Source organism: Pseudomonas sp. AC229, from assembly GCF_979254655.1.
In genome coordinates, this window is the sequence record NZ_CEEDHK010000007.1 from 274,815 (window position 1) to 290,562 (window position 15,748).

The 15,748-nt window shown below is 61.0% G+C and carries 14 protein-coding genes; 9 read left to right on the forward strand and 5 right to left on the reverse strand.

Annotated features, from left to right (window positions below):
• Positions 1-2: 2 nt before the first annotated feature.
• Positions 3-1,313 carry a C4-dicarboxylate transporter DctA gene (dctA, locus tag AC0IW7_RS12410; protein WP_471818299.1) on the forward strand — a complete coding sequence of 437 codons (1,311 nt, stop codon included), beginning with the start codon at positions 3-5 and terminating at the stop codon, positions 1,311-1,313.
• Positions 1,314-1,410: 97 nt separating this feature from the next.
• On the opposite strand, the gene AC0IW7_RS12415 is transcribed toward dctA, so the two are convergent.
• Complete coding sequence (locus tag AC0IW7_RS12415; protein WP_463539395.1) at positions 1,411-2,583, reverse strand: hydroxymethylglutaryl-CoA reductase; 1,173 nt, start codon at positions 2,581-2,583, stop codon at positions 1,411-1,413.
• A 403-nt stretch (positions 2,584-2,986) separates the two neighbouring features.
• Between AC0IW7_RS12415 and AC0IW7_RS12420 the strand changes: the two genes are divergently transcribed.
• The 6 genes from AC0IW7_RS12420 (at position 2,987) to aauR (ending at position 9,657) form a co-directional block, all read left to right on the forward strand.
• Positions 2,987-3,901 carry a glutamate/aspartate ABC transporter substrate-binding protein gene (locus AC0IW7_RS12420; protein WP_463551974.1) on the forward strand — a complete coding sequence of 305 codons (915 nt, stop codon included), beginning with the start codon at positions 2,987-2,989 and terminating at the stop codon, positions 3,899-3,901.
• 135 nt (positions 3,902-4,036) lie between these two features.
• On the forward strand, positions 4,037-4,783 hold the full coding sequence (locus AC0IW7_RS12425) for an amino acid ABC transporter permease (RefSeq protein ID WP_463551975.1): 747 nt from the start codon (positions 4,037-4,039) through the stop codon (positions 4,781-4,783).
• The gene (locus AC0IW7_RS12430; protein ID WP_122494929.1) at positions 4,783-5,454 is read left to right on the forward strand and encodes an ABC transporter permease subunit; all 672 of its coding nucleotides are present in this window, start codon (positions 4,783-4,785) and stop codon (positions 5,452-5,454) included. Before AC0IW7_RS12425 ends, AC0IW7_RS12430 begins: the two co-directional genes overlap by 1 nt.
• Complete coding sequence (locus AC0IW7_RS12435) at positions 5,451-6,185, forward strand: amino acid ABC transporter ATP-binding protein (RefSeq protein WP_463383183.1); 735 nt, start codon at positions 5,451-5,453, stop codon at positions 6,183-6,185. The genes AC0IW7_RS12430 and AC0IW7_RS12435 overlap by 4 nt, the downstream gene beginning before the upstream one ends.
• Positions 6,186-6,433: 248 nt before the next feature.
• Positions 6,434-8,335 (forward strand): two-component sensor histidine kinase AauS, encoded by a 1,902-nt coding sequence (aauS, locus tag AC0IW7_RS12440; RefSeq protein ID WP_471818302.1) that lies wholly within the window; start codon positions 6,434-6,436, stop codon positions 8,333-8,335.
• Entirely contained in the window at positions 8,332-9,657 is a 1,326-nt protein-coding gene (aauR, locus tag AC0IW7_RS12445) for a two-component response regulator AauR (RefSeq protein ID WP_471818304.1), read from the forward strand. Before aauS ends, aauR begins: the two co-directional genes overlap by 4 nt.
• Before the next feature lie 375 nt (positions 9,658-10,032).
• On the opposite strand, the gene AC0IW7_RS12450 is transcribed toward aauR, so the two are convergent.
• The 3 genes from AC0IW7_RS12450 to AC0IW7_RS12460 all read right to left on the reverse strand — a co-directional run bounded on the left by AC0IW7_RS12450 (position 10,033) and on the right by AC0IW7_RS12460 (position 12,252).
• Positions 10,033-11,238: a hypothetical protein gene (locus tag AC0IW7_RS12450; RefSeq protein ID WP_471818306.1), complete on the reverse strand. Its 1,206-nt coding sequence runs from the start codon at positions 11,236-11,238 to the stop codon at positions 10,033-10,035.
• Positions 11,235-11,723, reverse strand: coding sequence for a hypothetical protein (locus AC0IW7_RS12455; protein ID WP_471818308.1), 489 nt, complete (start codon positions 11,721-11,723; stop codon positions 11,235-11,237). The genes AC0IW7_RS12450 and AC0IW7_RS12455 overlap by 4 nt, the downstream gene beginning before the upstream one ends.
• Positions 11,724-11,823: 100 nt before the next feature.
• Entirely contained in the window at positions 11,824-12,252 is a 429-nt protein-coding gene (locus tag AC0IW7_RS12460; protein WP_471818310.1) for a hypothetical protein, read from the reverse strand.
• Positions 12,253-12,324: 72 nt separating this feature from the next.
• Here AC0IW7_RS12460 and AC0IW7_RS12465 point away from each other — a divergent pair, with 72 nt between their 5' ends.
• Together AC0IW7_RS12465 and AC0IW7_RS12470 are read left to right on the forward strand one after the other, a co-directional pair.
• Positions 12,325-12,684, forward strand: a complete 360-nt coding sequence (locus tag AC0IW7_RS12465; protein WP_471818312.1) for a MerR family transcriptional regulator — start codon at positions 12,325-12,327, stop codon at positions 12,682-12,684.
• A gap of 150 nt (positions 12,685-12,834) precedes the next feature.
• On the forward strand, positions 12,835-14,898 hold the full coding sequence (locus AC0IW7_RS12470) for a hybrid sensor histidine kinase/response regulator (RefSeq protein WP_471818314.1): 2,064 nt from the start codon (positions 12,835-12,837) through the stop codon (positions 14,896-14,898).
• Here AC0IW7_RS12470 and AC0IW7_RS12475 read toward each other — a convergent pair.
• Positions 14,858-15,727 carry an alpha/beta fold hydrolase gene (locus tag AC0IW7_RS12475; protein WP_471818315.1) on the reverse strand — a complete coding sequence of 290 codons (870 nt, stop codon included), beginning with the start codon at positions 15,725-15,727 and terminating at the stop codon, positions 14,858-14,860. The genes AC0IW7_RS12470 and AC0IW7_RS12475 overlap by 41 nt on opposite strands.
• Positions 15,728-15,748: the final 21 nt, after the last annotated feature.

The window sequence follows — 15,748 nt, forward strand, 5'->3', positions numbered from 1 at the left end:
ATATGCAAACGTCCAGAACGCGCTGGTATGGCCAGCTGTATGTTCAGGTCTTGATCGGTATCGCCATCGGCGCGGTACTGGGTTACGTCGAACCGCAATTCGCAGCCCGCCTGCAACCCTTGGCCGACGGCTTTATCAAGCTGATCAAAATGCTCCTGGCGCCGATCATTTTCGGCACCGTGGTGGTCGGCATCTCCAAAATGGGCAGCATCAAGGAAGTGGGGCGCATCGGCGTCAAGGCGCTTATCTATTTTGAAATTCTGTCGACCATTGCACTGGTCATCGGCCTAGTGGTGGTCAACGTGCTCAAGCCCGGCGTGGGCATGAACATCAACACCGAATCGCTCGACGGCAGCGCCATCGGCAAGTACACCCAAGTCGCAAGCGAGCAGGGCGGCGCGGTGGATTTCTTTCTCAACATTATTCCGCACACCTTTATCGACGCCTTCGCCAAAGGCTCGATGCTGCAGGTGATTCTGATCTCAGTGCTGATGGGCGTGGCGCTGGTGCAGATGGGCGAGGTGAGCAAACCGCTGATCAACACCATCGACCTGTTCCTGCAAGGGCTGTTCAAGATCGTCGCCATGGTCATGCGCCTGGCGCCGCTGGGTGCCGGTGCCGGCATGGCGTTCACCATCGGCAAATACGGCATTGGCACTTTGCTGTCGCTGGGCCAATTGCTGGTCGCGCTGTACCTGACCACGCTGGTGTTTATCGTCGTGGTGCTGGGCACGGTGGCGAGGTGGTCCGGGCTGCCGTTACTGCAGTTTTTGCGTTACTTCAAAGATGAAATTCTGGTCACCCTCGGCACCTGTTCAACCGAAGCCGTGCTGCCGCGCATGATGGTCAAACTGGAAAAGCTGGGCTGCAGGAAATCAGTGGTGGGCATGGTGCTGCCGACCGGCTACACCTTCAACGCGGACGGCACCTGCATCTACCTGACCATGGCGGCCATCTTCGTGGCGCAGGCCACCAACACGCCGCTAACCATGTGGGACCAAATGGTGTTGCTGGGCGTATTGCTGCTGACCTCCAAAGGTTCGGCCGGGGTGGCCGGCGCCGGCTTTGTGACCTTGGCCGCGACGCTGACCACCATCCACTCCATTCCACTGGTAGGGCTGGTGCTGCTGCTGGGCATCGACCGCTTCCTCAACGAAGCGCGGGCGGTGACCAACCTGATCGGCAACGGCATCGGCACCATCGCCATCGCCAAATGGGACAACGCCTTCGACCTGGCCACCGCCCAGCGTGAAGTGGCGGCGCACAAGCAGGAGTCGGCTCGGGCCAAGGAAATGACTGCCAAACCGTTGTAGTAGCCAGCTTGCTGGCGAATCCTGCCGACACCTGCGGAGCGGCGTCGGCAGGGGTTCGCGAGCAAGCTCGCTCCTACAAAAGCGCGGTGCTTGTGCCTTAGCGGTTACGCCCCAGCGCCTCATGGCTGCTGACCCAATCGCCAGCCAGAATTGCCGAGGTCAATGACACATCGCCAGCCAGCACCACGGCGGCGATGATTTCCGCCAGCTTGTCGGCTTTGCCGGCGCCGTAGCAGTCGAGCATTTGCAGGCACTCGCGCTGGGTTGGCAGGCTGGTGCCGCCGCCATGGGTGGCGCAAATGACGGCGGGCAGGGTGACCGACCAGTAGTAATCGCCGTTATCCAACAGTTGGCCGTAGGTGATGCCGCCATGGGATTCAGCCACGTTGGCGGCGTCTTGCCCGGTGGCGATAAACAGCGCCGCCAGGCCGTTGGCCGAATGCGCACCGCTGTACGCGGCACCGGCTTGAATGGCGCCCACTGCGGCAATTTGTCGGTAGCGGTAGAGGTTGGCCGGGTCGACGCGCAGCAGCTCATGGGCCACTTCGCGCTTGAGGGTGAACTCGGCGATCACCCGTTTGCCTCGGGTCTGAATCATGTTCATCGCCGAGTGTTTTTTGTCGGTGTCGATGGCGCCGGAAAGAATGTAGCGCGGCTTAAGCGGATGGTTAGCCTTGATCCATTCGCAGGCAGCGTAGGTCGCCTTGCTGGTCATGTTCTGCCCGGCGGCATCGCCGGTGGTGTAGCAAAAACGGGTGTAGAGCATGTTCGCCACCGGGTACTGCTCGATCTCGAACAGCTTGCCGCTGCGGGTGGTGGTTTCGGTGACGGCCTTGATAGTTTCGAACTCGCTCACCAGCCAGGCGCCAAACTCGCGGGCTTGCAGGGCGTCGTTGAACATAAACACCGGGGCGCGTTGCATGGAGTGTTTGACCACCGTGGTTTTCACCCCACCCGAGGCGCTGATGGCGCGCATGCCACGGCTGTAGCTGGCCAGCAGCGTGCCTTCGGTGGTGGCCATGGGAATGTAGAAATCGCCACGGGCGTGTTCGCCCTCAATGCGCAGCGGGCCCGCCAGGCCCAGCGGCATTTGCACCACGCCGATAAAGTTCTCGATGTTGCCGCGCGTGACTTCCGGGTCGATGGCGTATTGGCCGACGGTGTCGAGTGCGGCACCGGTTTGCGCCTTGATGAACTCGCGGCGCACGGTGGCCTGCTCGGTGGAGTAATCGTTGTCGGGGTGACGGGGAATCGGAACGCCTCTGGACATCATGCTCTCCTGCATAGTCGTGCTCACTGCACGGTCGGTCGAATCAGCCTAGGTGAAAATCCGTGCTCCGCAGTGTGCCGAACGGCCAGCGCACCGGCTTGCCCGACCGCGCCAAACAGGTGATCCAGCGCGTCAATCTGCACAGCGCCCGGCGCTCGGTTTTCCGAACGCGGTCTGATGGATGTATTCGGAAAACCGTACATTTTGCGTAAGGTATTTCCCGTGTATTTCTAAAACATCCTTAATAATCAGTAATTTAAGCTGTGGCGATGACCTTGGCACAAGACATGCTCTATCCCCAATGACTGCTCGTTACGCCAACCCCTTCAACGGTGGCGAGCCGGCAACGCACAAAAGGGCCAGCGAACTGGCTCCATAAAAAAAACAACATTGAGGAAATTTGATGCGCATCGTCCCCCATCTCCTGGGCGCAGCCATGGCCGCCGCTCTGCTTGCTCCCCACGCCGTTGCTGCCGAACTGACCGGCACCCTGAAAAAAATCAAAGAGTCCGGCGTGATCACCCTCGGTCACCGTGACGCCTCCATCCCGTTCTCCTACATCGCCGACGCCAGCGGCAAGCCGATGGGCTACTCCCACGACCTGCAACTGAAAATTGTCGAAGCGCTGAAAAAAGACCTCGACATGCCCGACCTCAAGGTCAAGTACAACCTGGTGACGTCGCAAACCCGTATTCCGCTGGTGCAGAACGGCACCGTCGACGTGGAATGCGGTTCCACCACCAACAACGTGGAACGCCAGCAGCAAGTCGATTTCTCCGTGGGCATTTTCGAAATCGGCACGCGTCTGCTGTCGAAGAAAGACTCGGTGTACAAAGACTTCGCCGACCTCAAAGGCAAGAACGTGGTGACCACCGCCGGCACCACGTCCGAGCGCATTCTCAAGTCCATGAACGCCGACAAGCAGATGGGCATGAACGTGATCTCGGCCAAAGACCACGGTGAGTCGTTCCAGATGCTGGAGTCGGGTCGCGCCGTGGCGTTCATGATGGATGACGCCTTGCTGGCCGGCGAAGCAGCCAAAGCCAAGCGCGCCGATGACTGGGCTGTTACCGGCACGCCGCAGTCGTATGAAATTTATGGCTGCATGGTGCGCAAGGGCGATGAACCCTTCAAAAAGGCCGTCGATGACGCCATCGTCGGCGTGTACAAGTCGGGCGAAATCAATGCCATTTTCGAAAAATGGTTTATGAAGCCCATCCCGCCAAAAGGCCTGAACCTGAACTTCCCGATGAGCGAAGAACTCAAGGCCCTGATCGCCAACCCGACCGACAAAGCGGCTGACGACAAAAAATCCTGATCCCTCACTGACCGTGCCTGCCGAGCGCCCTGTGCGCTCGGCAGAACGCTGCGTGCTGCGCGCCGTTGCGCTGAGCGTGATGAGCGTTGTCGCGGGCGGGCCTGTGTCTATTGAACGATCTGAGGGGAGACCCGAATGAATTACAAATGGGACTGGAATGTGTTCTTCAGGTCCACCGGCGTGGGCAGCGAGACCTATCTCGACTGGTTCATTTCCGGGCTGGGCTGGACCATCGCCATTGCCGTCGTGGCCTGGATTGTTGCGCTGCTGTTGGGTTCGGTGCTGGGCATTATGCGCACCGTGCCAAACCGGCTGGTGGCCGGCATCGCCACCTGTTACGTCGAGCTGTTTCGCAACGTGCCGCTGCTGGTGCAACTGTTTATCTGGTACTTCCTGGTGCCCGATCTGCTGCCGCAAAACTTGCAGGACTGGTACAAGCAAGACTTGAATCCCACCACCTCGGCCTACCTGAGCGTGGTCGTTTGCCTGGGCCTGTTCACCGCCGCGCGGGTGTGCGAGCAAGTGCGCACCGGCATTCAGGCGCTGCCCCGTGGCCAGGAATCCGCCGCCCGAGCCATGGGCTTCAGCCTCGCGCAAATCTACTGGAACGTGCTGCTGCCGCAGGCTTATCGCATCATCATTCCGCCGCTTACTTCCGAGTTCTTGAACGTGTTCAAAAACTCCTCGGTCGCGTCCTTGATCGGCCTAATGGAATTGCTCGCGCAGACCAAACAGACCGCCGAGTTTTCCGCCAACCTGTTTGAGGCGTTTACCCTCGCCACGCTGATCTACTTCACCCTGAACATGAGCTTGATGTTGCTGATGCGCGTGGTGGAGAAAAAAGTCGCGGTACCGGGCCTGATTTCCGTAGGGGGTAAGTGATGGAACTCGACTTCTCGGGCATCGTTCCGGCCTTGCCGGGCTTGTGGAACGGCATGATTCTGACCCTGCAATTGATGGCGCTGGGCGTAGTCGGCGGCATTATTCTGGGCACCGTGTTGGCGCTGATGCGCCTGTCGCACAACAAGCTGCTGGCCAATTTGGCGGGCGCCTACGTCAACTACTTCCGCTCCATTCCGCTGCTGCTGGTCATCACCTGGTTCTACTTGGCAGTGCCGTTCGTGCTGCGCTGGATCACGGGCGAAGACACGCCCATCGGTGCGTTCGCTTCGTGCATCGTCGCCTTCATGATGTTTGAAGCGGCGTATTTCTGCGAAATCGTCCGCGCCGGCGTGCAGTCGATTCCCAAGGGCCAGATGGGCGCCGCGCAAGCGCTGGGCATGAGCTACGGCCAAGTGATGCGCCTGATCATTCTGCCCCAGGCCTTTCGCAAGATGACCCCGCTGCTGTTGCAGCAAAGCATCATCCTGTTCCAGGACACCTCGCTGGTATACGCCGTCGGCCTGGTCGACTTCCTTAACGCCTCGCGCGCCAGTGGCGACATCATCGGACGTTCGAATGAGTTCCTGATTTTCGCCGGGGTTACCTATTTCACCATCAGCTTTGCCGCCTCGCTGCTGGTCAAGCGTCTGCAAAAGAGGTTCGCCGTATGATCTCCATCAAGAACGTCAACAAGTGGTATGGCGACTTCCAGGTGCTGACTGATTGCAGCACCGAAGTCCAGAAAGGCGAAGTGATCGTGGTGTGCGGGCCGTCGGGCTCGGGTAAGTCCACCTTGATCAAGTGCGTCAACGCGCTGGAGCCGTTCCAAAAAGGCGACATCGTCGTTGACGGCACCTCCATTGCCGACCCGAAAACCAACTTGCCGAAACTGCGCTCGCGCGTGGGCATGGTGTTCCAGCATTTCGAGTTGTTCCCGCACCTGACCATCACCGAAAACCTGACTATCGCGCAGATCAAAGTGCTGGGCCGCAGCAAGGAAGAAGCCACCGCCAAAGGCCTGCAATTGCTTGAGCGGGTTGGCCTGTCGGCGCACGCCCACAAGCATCCGGGCCAGCTCTCCGGCGGTCAGCAGCAACGCGTGGCAATTGCCCGAGCGTTGGCCATGGACCCCATCGTCATGCTGTTCGACGAACCAACGTCGGCGCTCGACCCGGAAATGGTCAACGAAGTGCTCGACGTCATGGTGCAACTGGCCCAGGAAGGCATGACCATGATGTGCGTAACCCACGAAATGGGCTTCGCCCGCAAAGTGGCCGACCGCGTGATCTTCATGGACGCCGGCAAAATCATCGAAGACTGCAAGAAGGAAGAGTTCTTCGGCGACATCAGCCAGCGTGCGGAACGGACGCAGCACTTTTTGAACAAGATTTTGCAGCACTGAGGCTATCTGCGGGCTGGCCGATAATCGCGACACCCGCTTGCTACGCGTTGATGCAAGCAGAGCAGCGGAGAAGCCCCTGCACCGCTCTGCTTTTCCCACAGTAAGAGGCGTAGCGAGCGGACGTCAGCCGTACCCGGCCAGCGCGCAGGAACCGCAGCGTACTCAAGTACGTGAGGATTCCGAGCACTGCCCGGGTGCGGATGGCGTTCGCGCAGTAGCCGTAGCTAGGTGCACCAAAAGGTTATGTGATGAAATGCGACTCTTCTCTCCATCGCGCCGTGTCGCCATCACTCGCCGTGAAACCCCGCCTGATCCGCCACCTGTTCCTCCCACCGTTGGTCATCGCCCTGATGATCGGCCTGGGCTTTGTCGGCTTCTGGGCCAGTGAACACGTTGGTATTCGCAGCCTCAGCGAAAACGGCCAGCGGCAGCTGGAACTGCATGCCCGCGCCGTTGAAAGCGAGATCAGCAAGTACACCTATTTGCCCAGCCTGTTGGAGCTTGAGTCCAGCGTCTCCGAGCTGCTGGCCGATCCCACGCCAGAGCATCGGCAAACCGTCAACGATTACCTCGAAGGCCTGAACCGCCGCAGCCGCAGCCGCGCCATTTACGTGATGGACACCACTGGCCGCGTCATGGCCACCAGCAACTGGCGCGATGTCGACAGCTACCTGGGCGAAGACCTGTCGTTCCGTGCCTATTTCCAAAGCGCCATTCGCAGCCAGCCGGGGCGTTTCTACGGCATCGGCAGCACCAACGGCGAACCCGGTTATTACTTGGCCCATGGCCTGGAAGAACACGGCAAAGTCATTGGCGTAGCCGTGGTGAAAGTGCGCCTGGAACCGCTGGAAGAACGTTGGCAGCGGGCGCGGCTGGAAGCGTTTGTGAGCGATGAAAACGGCATCATCATCTTGTCTAGCGATCCGGCGCGGCGCTTGAAATCGGTGGTGCCGCTGAGTGACGAGACCAAGGAAAAACTCGCCCGCAGCCTGCAGTACTACTGGTTTCCGCTTAACGAGCTGCAACCGCTGGACCGCGAAACGCTGGCCGAAGGCGAAGAGAAACTCACCTTTCCCGCCAACACCGAAGTGGCGGGAGACGACGGCAATATCAGCTACCTGGCGCAAACCCGGCCGCTCAGTGACACGCCGTGGAACTTCACCTTGCTCACGCCCCTGCAGGACCTGCGCCGACAAGCCATCAATCAGGGCATTCTGCTGGCCGTGGGCTTTGCCTTTGTGGCGTTTCTGCTGATTGCCTGGAACGAGCGGCGCAAGGTCATCGCCACCCGGCTTGCCGCCCGCGAAGCCTTGCAGGAAGCCAACAACCAACTGGAGCGTCGGATTACCGAACGCACCGCCGACCTGCGCGCCAGCAACGAGCGGCTCAAGGGCCAGATACGCGAACGGCGCCAGGCCGAAGAAACGCTGCGGCGCTATCAAGACGAACTGGTGCAGGCCGGCAAGCTCGCTGCCATCGGGCAGATGTCCACCAGCATCGCCCACGAACTGAACCAGCCGCTGGCGGCGCTGCGCACGTTGTCCGGCAACACCGTGCGTTTTCTTCAGCGCGGGCAGTTGGACGTGGCCAGCACCAACCTCACCACCATCAACGAACTGATCGACCGCATGGGCCGCATCACCGCCAGCCTGCGTTCGTTCGCCCGACGCGGCGACGACAAAGGCCAGGCCTCCCTTGGCAAGGCCGTGGACGCCGCACTGCAATTGCTCAGTGGCCGCTTGGACGACATGCGCCTGACCGTGCACCGCGACTTCGCTGATGTGCAGTTGCTCATCAACCAGACGCGCCTGGAACAGATTCTGGTCAACCTCATCGGCAACGCCCTCGACGCCATGCAGGCGCAGCCGCAGCCCGAGCTGTGGCTTGAAGGCGAAGCGCAGGAAGGCAAATACCTGCTTCGCGTGCGCGACAACGGCCATGGCATCGATGCCGAAGCGCGTAAGCATCTGTTCGAGCCGTTCTTCACCACCAAGCCCGGCGAGCAAGGCCTGGGCCTTGGCCTTACGCTGTCGGCCAGCCTGGCCGCCGCAACCGGCGGGCACCTGGGCGTCGAACACCCGGACGATGGTGGCACCACATTCGTTCTCAGCTTAGCGTTAGCGAGCCCCCACCTTGGCGAGCCTCTATGAACCCTGAACTTAGCGTGCTGATTGTTGAAGACGACCCCCACGTACTGCTCGGCTGCCAGCAAGCGCTGGCGCTGGAAGACATTCCCTGCACCGGTGTTGGCAGTGCCGAGGAAGCGCTGGAGCAGGTGGGTGACAACTTTGCCGGCATCGTTATCAGCGACATTCGTTTGCCGGGCATCGACGGTCTGCAACTGCTGACCCAACTCAAAGCCCGCGACCGCAGCTTGCCGGTGGTGTTGATCACCGGTCATGGCGACATTTCCATGGCCGTCGACGCCATGCAGAAGGGCGCCTATGACTTCATGGAAAAGCCGTTTTCGCCCGAGCGCCTGGTGGACGTGGTGCGCCGCGCCTTGGAGCAACGCAGCCTGGCGCGCGAAGTGTCGTCGCTGCGCCGGCAACTGGCCGAACGCAATTCACTGGAAGGGCGCATTATCGGGCGCTCGCCAGCCATGCAGCAGCTGCGCGAACTGATCGCCAATGTTGCCGACACCTCCGCCAACGTCCTCATCGAAGGCGAGACCGGCACGGGCAAAGAACTGGTCGCACGTTGCCTGCACGACTTCAGCCGCCGCCACAGCAAGCAATTCGTTGCGCTGAACTGCGGCGGGCTGCCGGAGAACCTGTTCGAAAGCGAAATTTTCGGCCATGAAGCCAACGCCTTCACCGGCGCTGGCAAACGCCGCATCGGCAAAATCGAACACGCCGACGGCGGCACCCTATTCCTCGACGAAGTGGAAAGCATGCCGCTGCCGTTGCAAATAAAACTGCTGCGGGTGTTGCAGGAACGCACCCTCGAACGACTGGGCTCGAACCAGAGCGTGGCGGTGGACTGCCGGGTGATTGCCGCGACCAAATCGGACCTCGACGAATCGAGCAAAGCCGGCGAGTTCCGCAGCGACTTGTACTACCGCCTCAACGTGGTGACGCTGGAACTGCCGCCGCTGCGCGAGCGCCGCGAAGACATCCTGCAACTGTTCGAGCATTTTTTGCAGCAGTCGTCCCTGCGCTTTGATCGCGCGGTGCCAGAGCTGGATAACCAGACGCTGTCCCACCTCATGAGCCACGACTGGCCCGGCAACGTACGCGAACTGCGCAACGTCGCCGAGCGCTTTGCCCTGGGTTTGCCAGCGTTCAAAAAAACGGGAGCGGGGAGCGCGCAGCCGTTGGCGTTTTCTGAAGCGGTGGAGGCGTTTGAGCGCAATTTGTTAAGCGATGCGTTGCAGCGCAGCGGGGGGAATTTGAGTCAGGCGAGTTTGGAGCTGGGGATGGCTAAGACGACGTTGTTCGATAAGGTTCGGAAGTATGGGTTGGGGCAGTGAGGGTTTGCGGGGGTTGGGTTTAGACGCTCGTGAGGCTTGAAATTCTGGATTCCGAATGTTGCGCCTTACGCGTTTCCCTGACAGACCCTGGATTCCCGCGTGCGCGAGGATGACCGAGGTTTTTGGCGCGATTGTGTGGGAAAACACACGTCTGCAAGCAATTCCCCGTCATCCTCGCGAACGCGGGGATCCAGAGTGTTGCGACTTACGCGTTCTCCTGACAGACCCTGGATCCCCGCCTGCGCGGGGATGACGGAGGTTTTTAGCGCGACACCGTCATTCCCGCGGAGGCGGGAATCCAGAATGTTGCGACTTACGCGTTCTCCTGACAGAGCGTAAATCCCCGCCTGAGCGGGGATGACGATGGTCGCGCCCTCACTTCCCAAACCGCTCCACCAACTCCCCCGCAAACGCCTTCAACCCGGCAAACTCCTTAAAATCTGGCGAATAATCCATCCGCTTCGGCCACTGCTCTGCCGCCACCTTGTGCCAATACAAAATCGCGTCATGCCCGGCCACGGAGTCGGGCATCTGCCTGCGCGTGTATTCCCACGGCTCGCCGTTGGCCCAGCGCCATTCGCGCTTGACGTCGTCCGGTTCGTCGTCGGTGGAGACCATCACCAGCTGGCCGTTATCAAAGGTGTAGAAATAGCGCAGGTAGGTTTCATCGTCCGTGCCGCTCAGCCAAATGGTGCACACCTCGCCGTTTGGCTTGCTGGTCACCCGTATTTCCACTTCGTGCCGGTAAGGCCAGCCCAACGAGACGGGCAGGGTGGCGAGCAGGTCGCGGCTGAGGTACTGCTGGTTATCGGGCAGACGGCACAGGGTGGTGTGGTCGCCGCGTGCAGGGTTCCATTGCCAGCCGTGGTCGCGCGTGGGGATGGCGGTGAATACGTTGAGCATTTCGCTGCTGAACATCTGCTGGTCATCACCGAAATGGCCGCGCACCCGTTGCATCACAGTGGCCTGGTTGGCCCACGTCGTTTCGTCGCCCACATGCAGCCCGCATTGCGCGGTGGCCGGATGGGCCTTGGCGCCGCGTGAATAGCGGAACACCATGCCCGCGGCCAGCACTTCGCCGGCTTCGACTTCTTCATCCCAGCACGACAGCCGCACGTCCAAACGCTCCATCGGGCAGCCTTTGGCACAGGTGGTGTATTCCATCACCACGTCCTCGATACCAAAGACGCCGCCTTTGTCCTCAACCACGGGGGGGAAATCCAGGTTTAGCGTGCGCGCATCGGCTGCACGCATTTGCGCGGCCGGCAGTGTTCTGGACACGCTTCTGTCGTACGTACGGGTGCAGCGTCGCAATGTCCACCCCGAGTTGAAGGCGCCTGAACTTTTGCAGTTATCGCTCGACGTGGTGGTTTCAGTGGTATTCGGCGCGCCTCGTTCCAAGGGCGCGTAACTCACCCACACCTTTATCCGCCACTGGCCGACAGGCACGGCGTTGGGGTCCAGGGTGCGCAACGTGATGCGGTGGTTTTCGGCTGCTACCGGCGTGGCTGCGTGCAGTGCCGGGGCGCTGAGGGCTATGACCGTGAGCAGCGTCAGGCGCAGCAGGCCAAGGGACTTCAAGGACGAGCGCTGCGCGCGTCGCGTTTCTGCAGAATCTGCGAGGCTTCCGTGAACGCCGCCTGGAAGGTTTCACCGCCCACCCATTCCACCGCCGCGTCTTCGTCGTCGTTGTGGAACAGGCCGCGATACACGATCAGCAAGCCCATCATGAAATCCGTTGCTGGCTCTTCAGCTTCCTCGGCCACCACCAGTTCAAGCACGGGGTACTGCAGGAATACCAGGCACATCGCCAACAAGCTGATGCCCTCGGCGGCGCGCATGGTCTGGAACAGGTCATCGAACAGCGCCGGGTCGAAACCGTTTTCTTCGATGTCTTTGAAGTCAAACGTGCTCAGGTCGATTTCCACATCATCGAACGGCTCGTTGATTGCCGGATTGGCCAGCAGCGGATGCACCACGGAGGGTTTGCCCTTGCCCGAGCGATTCTGTTTGGCCTTGGCTTTGGCCCGCTGGGCACGTTTTTGTTGTTTGTCGGCTGAGGCCATGGGGGCGAGTTCCTTTGGGGCAGCCAGTACCTGGCGCACGTTAATCATGCCGGGCAGTGTAATTAATCTTGGCGGCGCACGGCGGTCATGGGCGACAAAATTAAACGCTTGGCGCCGGCGTCTGCTTCCTGCCAGCAGCTTTCACCGGCCACACCTGCGCCAGCCCAAATACCACCTCCATCACGGTAAAACCCAGCACCAGAAAGCTCGCGCCATGCGCCACGGCAACCACCTGCCACACGGTAAACAACAGCCGCGCCAGTGCGTCATACAGGCCGACGCGGCGGCTGGGGTTTCGCAGGCGCCACAGCGACCACACCACCACCACGCTGCCGAGCAGATTGGCCAGCAACATGGCGTCGCCAGCCAGCGTCGGGGTGGGGCGCGTTAGTGCCAGTGCCTGTGATAACGCGGCGAACACGTCAAACAGCCAGGCGGCCGTCCACGGCGTCACAAACGCCAGCATCACGATCAGGTCGTAGCCGGCGCTGGCGCGCACGATGTTCAGATTGTTCTTTACGCTAATCATGGCCTTCCCTCACAGTTCGAGCCCGCAGGCTAAAGCCTGGTCCTAGGTCCAGAGTCAATACGGGCACGCGCGATGAGAATTGGAGAAGTGGCAACACGCACCGGGGTGTCGGTGGATGCGTTGCGGTTTTATGAAGACAAAGGCCTGATCAAGCCCCAGCGAGGCGCCAACGGCTACCGCTTTTATCCCGAGCAAACGCTGGAGCTGGTGGGCTATATCAAGCTGGCCCAGCAGCTCGGTTTTTCCCTGAAAGAGATCGGCGAAAACCTGCCGCTGTTATGGAACAGCGAGTCGGCATCGGCGCCGCTGTTGGCCGACTTGTTCCGCGAGAAAATCGCCTTGCTTGATGAGCGCATCGCCCAAATGCACGCCTTGCGCAGTCTGCTGGCCGACCGCGCTGCCCAGGTTTGCCCGCTGCTCACGAAGGCGTGAACGCTTTAAGCGGTTGACTTCATTCGGGTTTCGACGTGTGATCACAAAATTCCGTAACCTTTTCCAACGGCGACGGTCGGAGCCTCAACGCCTCCCGATTTATTCCTTTTTCCTGTGCCCGTAGTGGCAGCTTCAGGTGTGCAGTCGTCCATGAACATCTCTTCGTCTCATCCGCCAGCAACCATCGACGAGCCGGCATCGGCACTTGATCCGCTAGAGCGTTTGCAATTGGCCCTGGATGCGGGGGCAATTGTTGGAACGTGGGTGTGGGACATTCCCAACGACCAGATCAATGCCGATGAACGCTTCGCCCGTACTTTTGGTATTCCTTTAGAACAGTGCGCCAGTGGCCTGTCGTTGGATCAGGCGTTTGCCTCGATCCACCCCCACGACAGTGCCCGCGTTGAAAGCACCATCACCGACGCCATGGCGCGTGGCGGGCCCTACCGGTGCGAATACCGCGTGATGCACAGCGACGGCTCGTACCGCTGGGTGGAAGCCAGCGGCCACGCCCAGTTGGATGCCTTCGGCAATGCAGTGCGCTTTCCCGGTGTGCTGATCGATATCGAACCGCGCCGCCGCGCCGAGGCCGAGCGCGATCGGGTGTCGAGCCTGCTGGAAGTGTTTGCCGCCGCCGTTCCCGGCGTGGTGTACGCCAAAGACCTCGACGGCCGAATGCTGGTGGCCAACCAGGGCACGACCGAACTGATCGGCAAGCCGCCGGCTTATTACCTGGGGAAAACCGACCTCGAGTTTCTCGAAGACAAAGAACAGGCCCGCCAGGTTATGGAGAACGACCGGCGGATTATGCGCAGCGGCAAAGCTGAGCAAATTGAAGAATATGTCGACATGCCGGACGGCTCTAAAACCGTGTGGCTGTCGGTCAAGGCGCCGTTGCTAAACGAGATCGGTGAGGTGATCGGTTTGATCGGCTCGTCCATTGATGTCACCGCGCGCAAGAACGCCGAAGCCGCTATTCAAGAGCTTAACCGCACCCTGGAACAGCGCGTCGCCGAAGCGGTGAGCGAACGGGAAATCGCCGAAGCCGCGTTGCGCCAGTCGCAAAAAATGGAAGCAGTGGGCCAGCTCACCGGCGGCATCGCCCATGACTTCAACAACCTGCTGGCCGGTATCAGCGGCAGCCTGGAACTGATGAAAATGCGCGTGGCCCAAGGCCGCGTCGCCGACATGGAGCGCTATATCGCCATCGCCCAGGGCGCCACCCAACGGGCAGCCGCCTTGACCCATCGCTTGCTGGCGTTCTCGCGCCGGCAAACCCTGGCGCCGGTTTCAACCGATGTGAACGGTTTGATTGGTGGCATGGAAGAGCTGATCCGCCGCTCCGTGGGCCCCGAAATTGATGTGAAGGTGCGCTTGGCACCGGACCTGTGGGCGGCGCTGGTGGACCCGGCTCAGGTGGAAAACTCGCTGCTCAACCTGTGCCTCAACGCACGCGACGCCATGCCGGATGGCGGCAGCATCGCCATCGAAACCCACAACTGCCTGCTCAAGTCGGGGCCAGAGCTGGACCCCGGCTTAGCCGAAGGTGAGTACCTGGCCATTTGCGTCAAAGACACCGGCGTGGGCATGCACGAGGACGTGCTGGCGCGCGCCTTCGAACCATTTTTCACCACCAAAACCACCGGCGAAGGCTCCGGGCTTGGCTTGTCGATGATCTACGGTTTCGCCCAGCAATCGGGCGGGCAGATCCGGGTGGATTCAACGGTTGGGCAGGGCACCACCGTGCGCTTGTACCTGCCCCATCATGTCGGCGCGGCCGCTGTGCCCGAAGCGCCGTCGACCTTGTTGCAGCCCGGGCAGGTGGCGCCGGGCAAATCGATTCTGGTGGTCGAGGACGAATCCTCCATCCGCCTGCTGGTCACCGAACTGCTCACCGGCCTTGGCTACGACGTCATCGAAGCGACCGACAGCAACGCCGGCTTGAACCTGCTCAATTCCGATGCGCGTATCGACCTGCTAATCACCGACGTCGGCCTGCCTGGCGCCGTGAACGGCCGGCAGATGGCGGATATGGCCAGGCGCAATCGGCCGGGTTTGCCGGTGTTGTTTATGACCGGCTACGCCGAAAGCCATGTGCTGGACGAATGTCATCTACAGGCGAGCACTGAAGTGCTGACCAAACCGTTTGCGCTGGAAACGCTGCTGTCGTGTGTCAAGGCGTTGGTGCGGTCGTCGGCTGAGCGCGGCGCTTAAGCGCTGTCTCGGCCTGGCGAAACAGCTGTGGCCATGCCTGCTGCCAGCAACAGTGATGGTCGAAACCCGGCTCAACCTGCACGGTGTCGGGCGCAATAACGGCCGCGAATTGCTGCGTCAAAACAGGCGGCACGATGTCATCTTTGTCACCTGCGAAGTGCACTTGCGGCAGGCTGCGCAACGCGTCTGGGTTGTCCATCGGATCTAACGATTCGCGCAGCGGACTGATGCGATGAAAACGCGTCCATGCCCGGTGGTCGATGTTGCCGGCTACGGTGATCCAGCCGACCACATCGGTACGTCGCTCGGCCAGCAATGCGGTGACAGCCGCGCCGCCTGAATACCCCACTAACACCACGCCCTGCGTGCCGGCTTGCTCAATCAGCACGTCCAGCGCGTGGTTCATGCTGTCGATAATCGGCGGGGCGAAGCGCTGGCTAGTCCATAAGATCGGGGCGCAGCGCGCGTCCTTTACGTACTGGCAGGGGCGGCCAAGGTAGGCGGCATTACCGCCCGGTTGCGCCACGGCCAATTGCAGTGCGACTGGCGTTATCGGCGTGGGGTCGGCGGAGGGCAGGCTGGCGGTCAGCCAAGCCAGACCATCACCTTCGATATACACCGTGAGCGGCTGGCCGGCTTGCAGGTCTGGTTTTATCCAGGCCATCACATCGAGCCCGCCAGGAATTTGCAGGGGTTGCCAGTGCTGTGCGGCGGCCAGGGCTTGTGCGTTCTTCACGCGCGACTCGTGGCTCGGCACGCTGCTGCACGCGCCAAGCACTGTCAGGCACAGCACCGTGAACAGTCGAGCGACGCCACGCGCTCGAGGCATCACGGTGTGCTCGGCGTTACC

What these genes read in the sequence shown, in the direction of transcription:
- AC0IW7_RS12470 (WP_471818314.1), top strand. Translation starts at nt 12,835, where the DNA reads ATGAACATCTCTTCGTCTCATCCGCCAGCAACCATCGACGAGCCGGCA.
- AC0IW7_RS12475 (WP_471818315.1), bottom strand. Translation starts at nt 15,727, where the DNA reads ATGCCTCGAGCGCGTGGCGTCGCTCGACTGTTCACGGTGCTGTGCCTG.
- AC0IW7_RS12465 (WP_471818312.1), top strand. Translation starts at nt 12,325, where the DNA reads ATGAGAATTGGAGAAGTGGCAACACGCACCGGGGTGTCGGTGGATGCG.
- AC0IW7_RS12435 (WP_463383183.1), top strand. Translation starts at nt 5,451, where the DNA reads ATGATCTCCATCAAGAACGTCAACAAGTGGTATGGCGACTTCCAGGTG.
- AC0IW7_RS12460 (WP_471818310.1), bottom strand. Translation starts at nt 12,252, where the DNA reads ATGATTAGCGTAAAGAACAATCTGAACATCGTGCGCGCCAGCGCCGGC.
- AC0IW7_RS12430 (WP_122494929.1), top strand. Translation starts at nt 4,783, where the DNA reads ATGGAACTCGACTTCTCGGGCATCGTTCCGGCCTTGCCGGGCTTGTGG.
- AC0IW7_RS12415 (WP_463539395.1), bottom strand. Translation starts at nt 2,583, where the DNA reads ATGTCCAGAGGCGTTCCGATTCCCCGTCACCCCGACAACGATTACTCC.
- AC0IW7_RS12455 (WP_471818308.1), bottom strand. Translation starts at nt 11,723, where the DNA reads ATGGCCTCAGCCGACAAACAACAAAAACGTGCCCAGCGGGCCAAAGCC.
- AC0IW7_RS12425 (WP_463551975.1), top strand. Translation starts at nt 4,037, where the DNA reads ATGAATTACAAATGGGACTGGAATGTGTTCTTCAGGTCCACCGGCGTG.
- AC0IW7_RS12420 (WP_463551974.1), top strand. Translation starts at nt 2,987, where the DNA reads ATGCGCATCGTCCCCCATCTCCTGGGCGCAGCCATGGCCGCCGCTCTG.
- aauR (WP_471818304.1), top strand. Translation starts at nt 8,332, where the DNA reads ATGAACCCTGAACTTAGCGTGCTGATTGTTGAAGACGACCCCCACGTA.
- dctA (WP_471818299.1), top strand. Translation starts at nt 3, where the DNA reads ATGCAAACGTCCAGAACGCGCTGGTATGGCCAGCTGTATGTTCAGGTC.
- aauS (WP_471818302.1), top strand. Translation starts at nt 6,434, where the DNA reads ATGAAATGCGACTCTTCTCTCCATCGCGCCGTGTCGCCATCACTCGCC.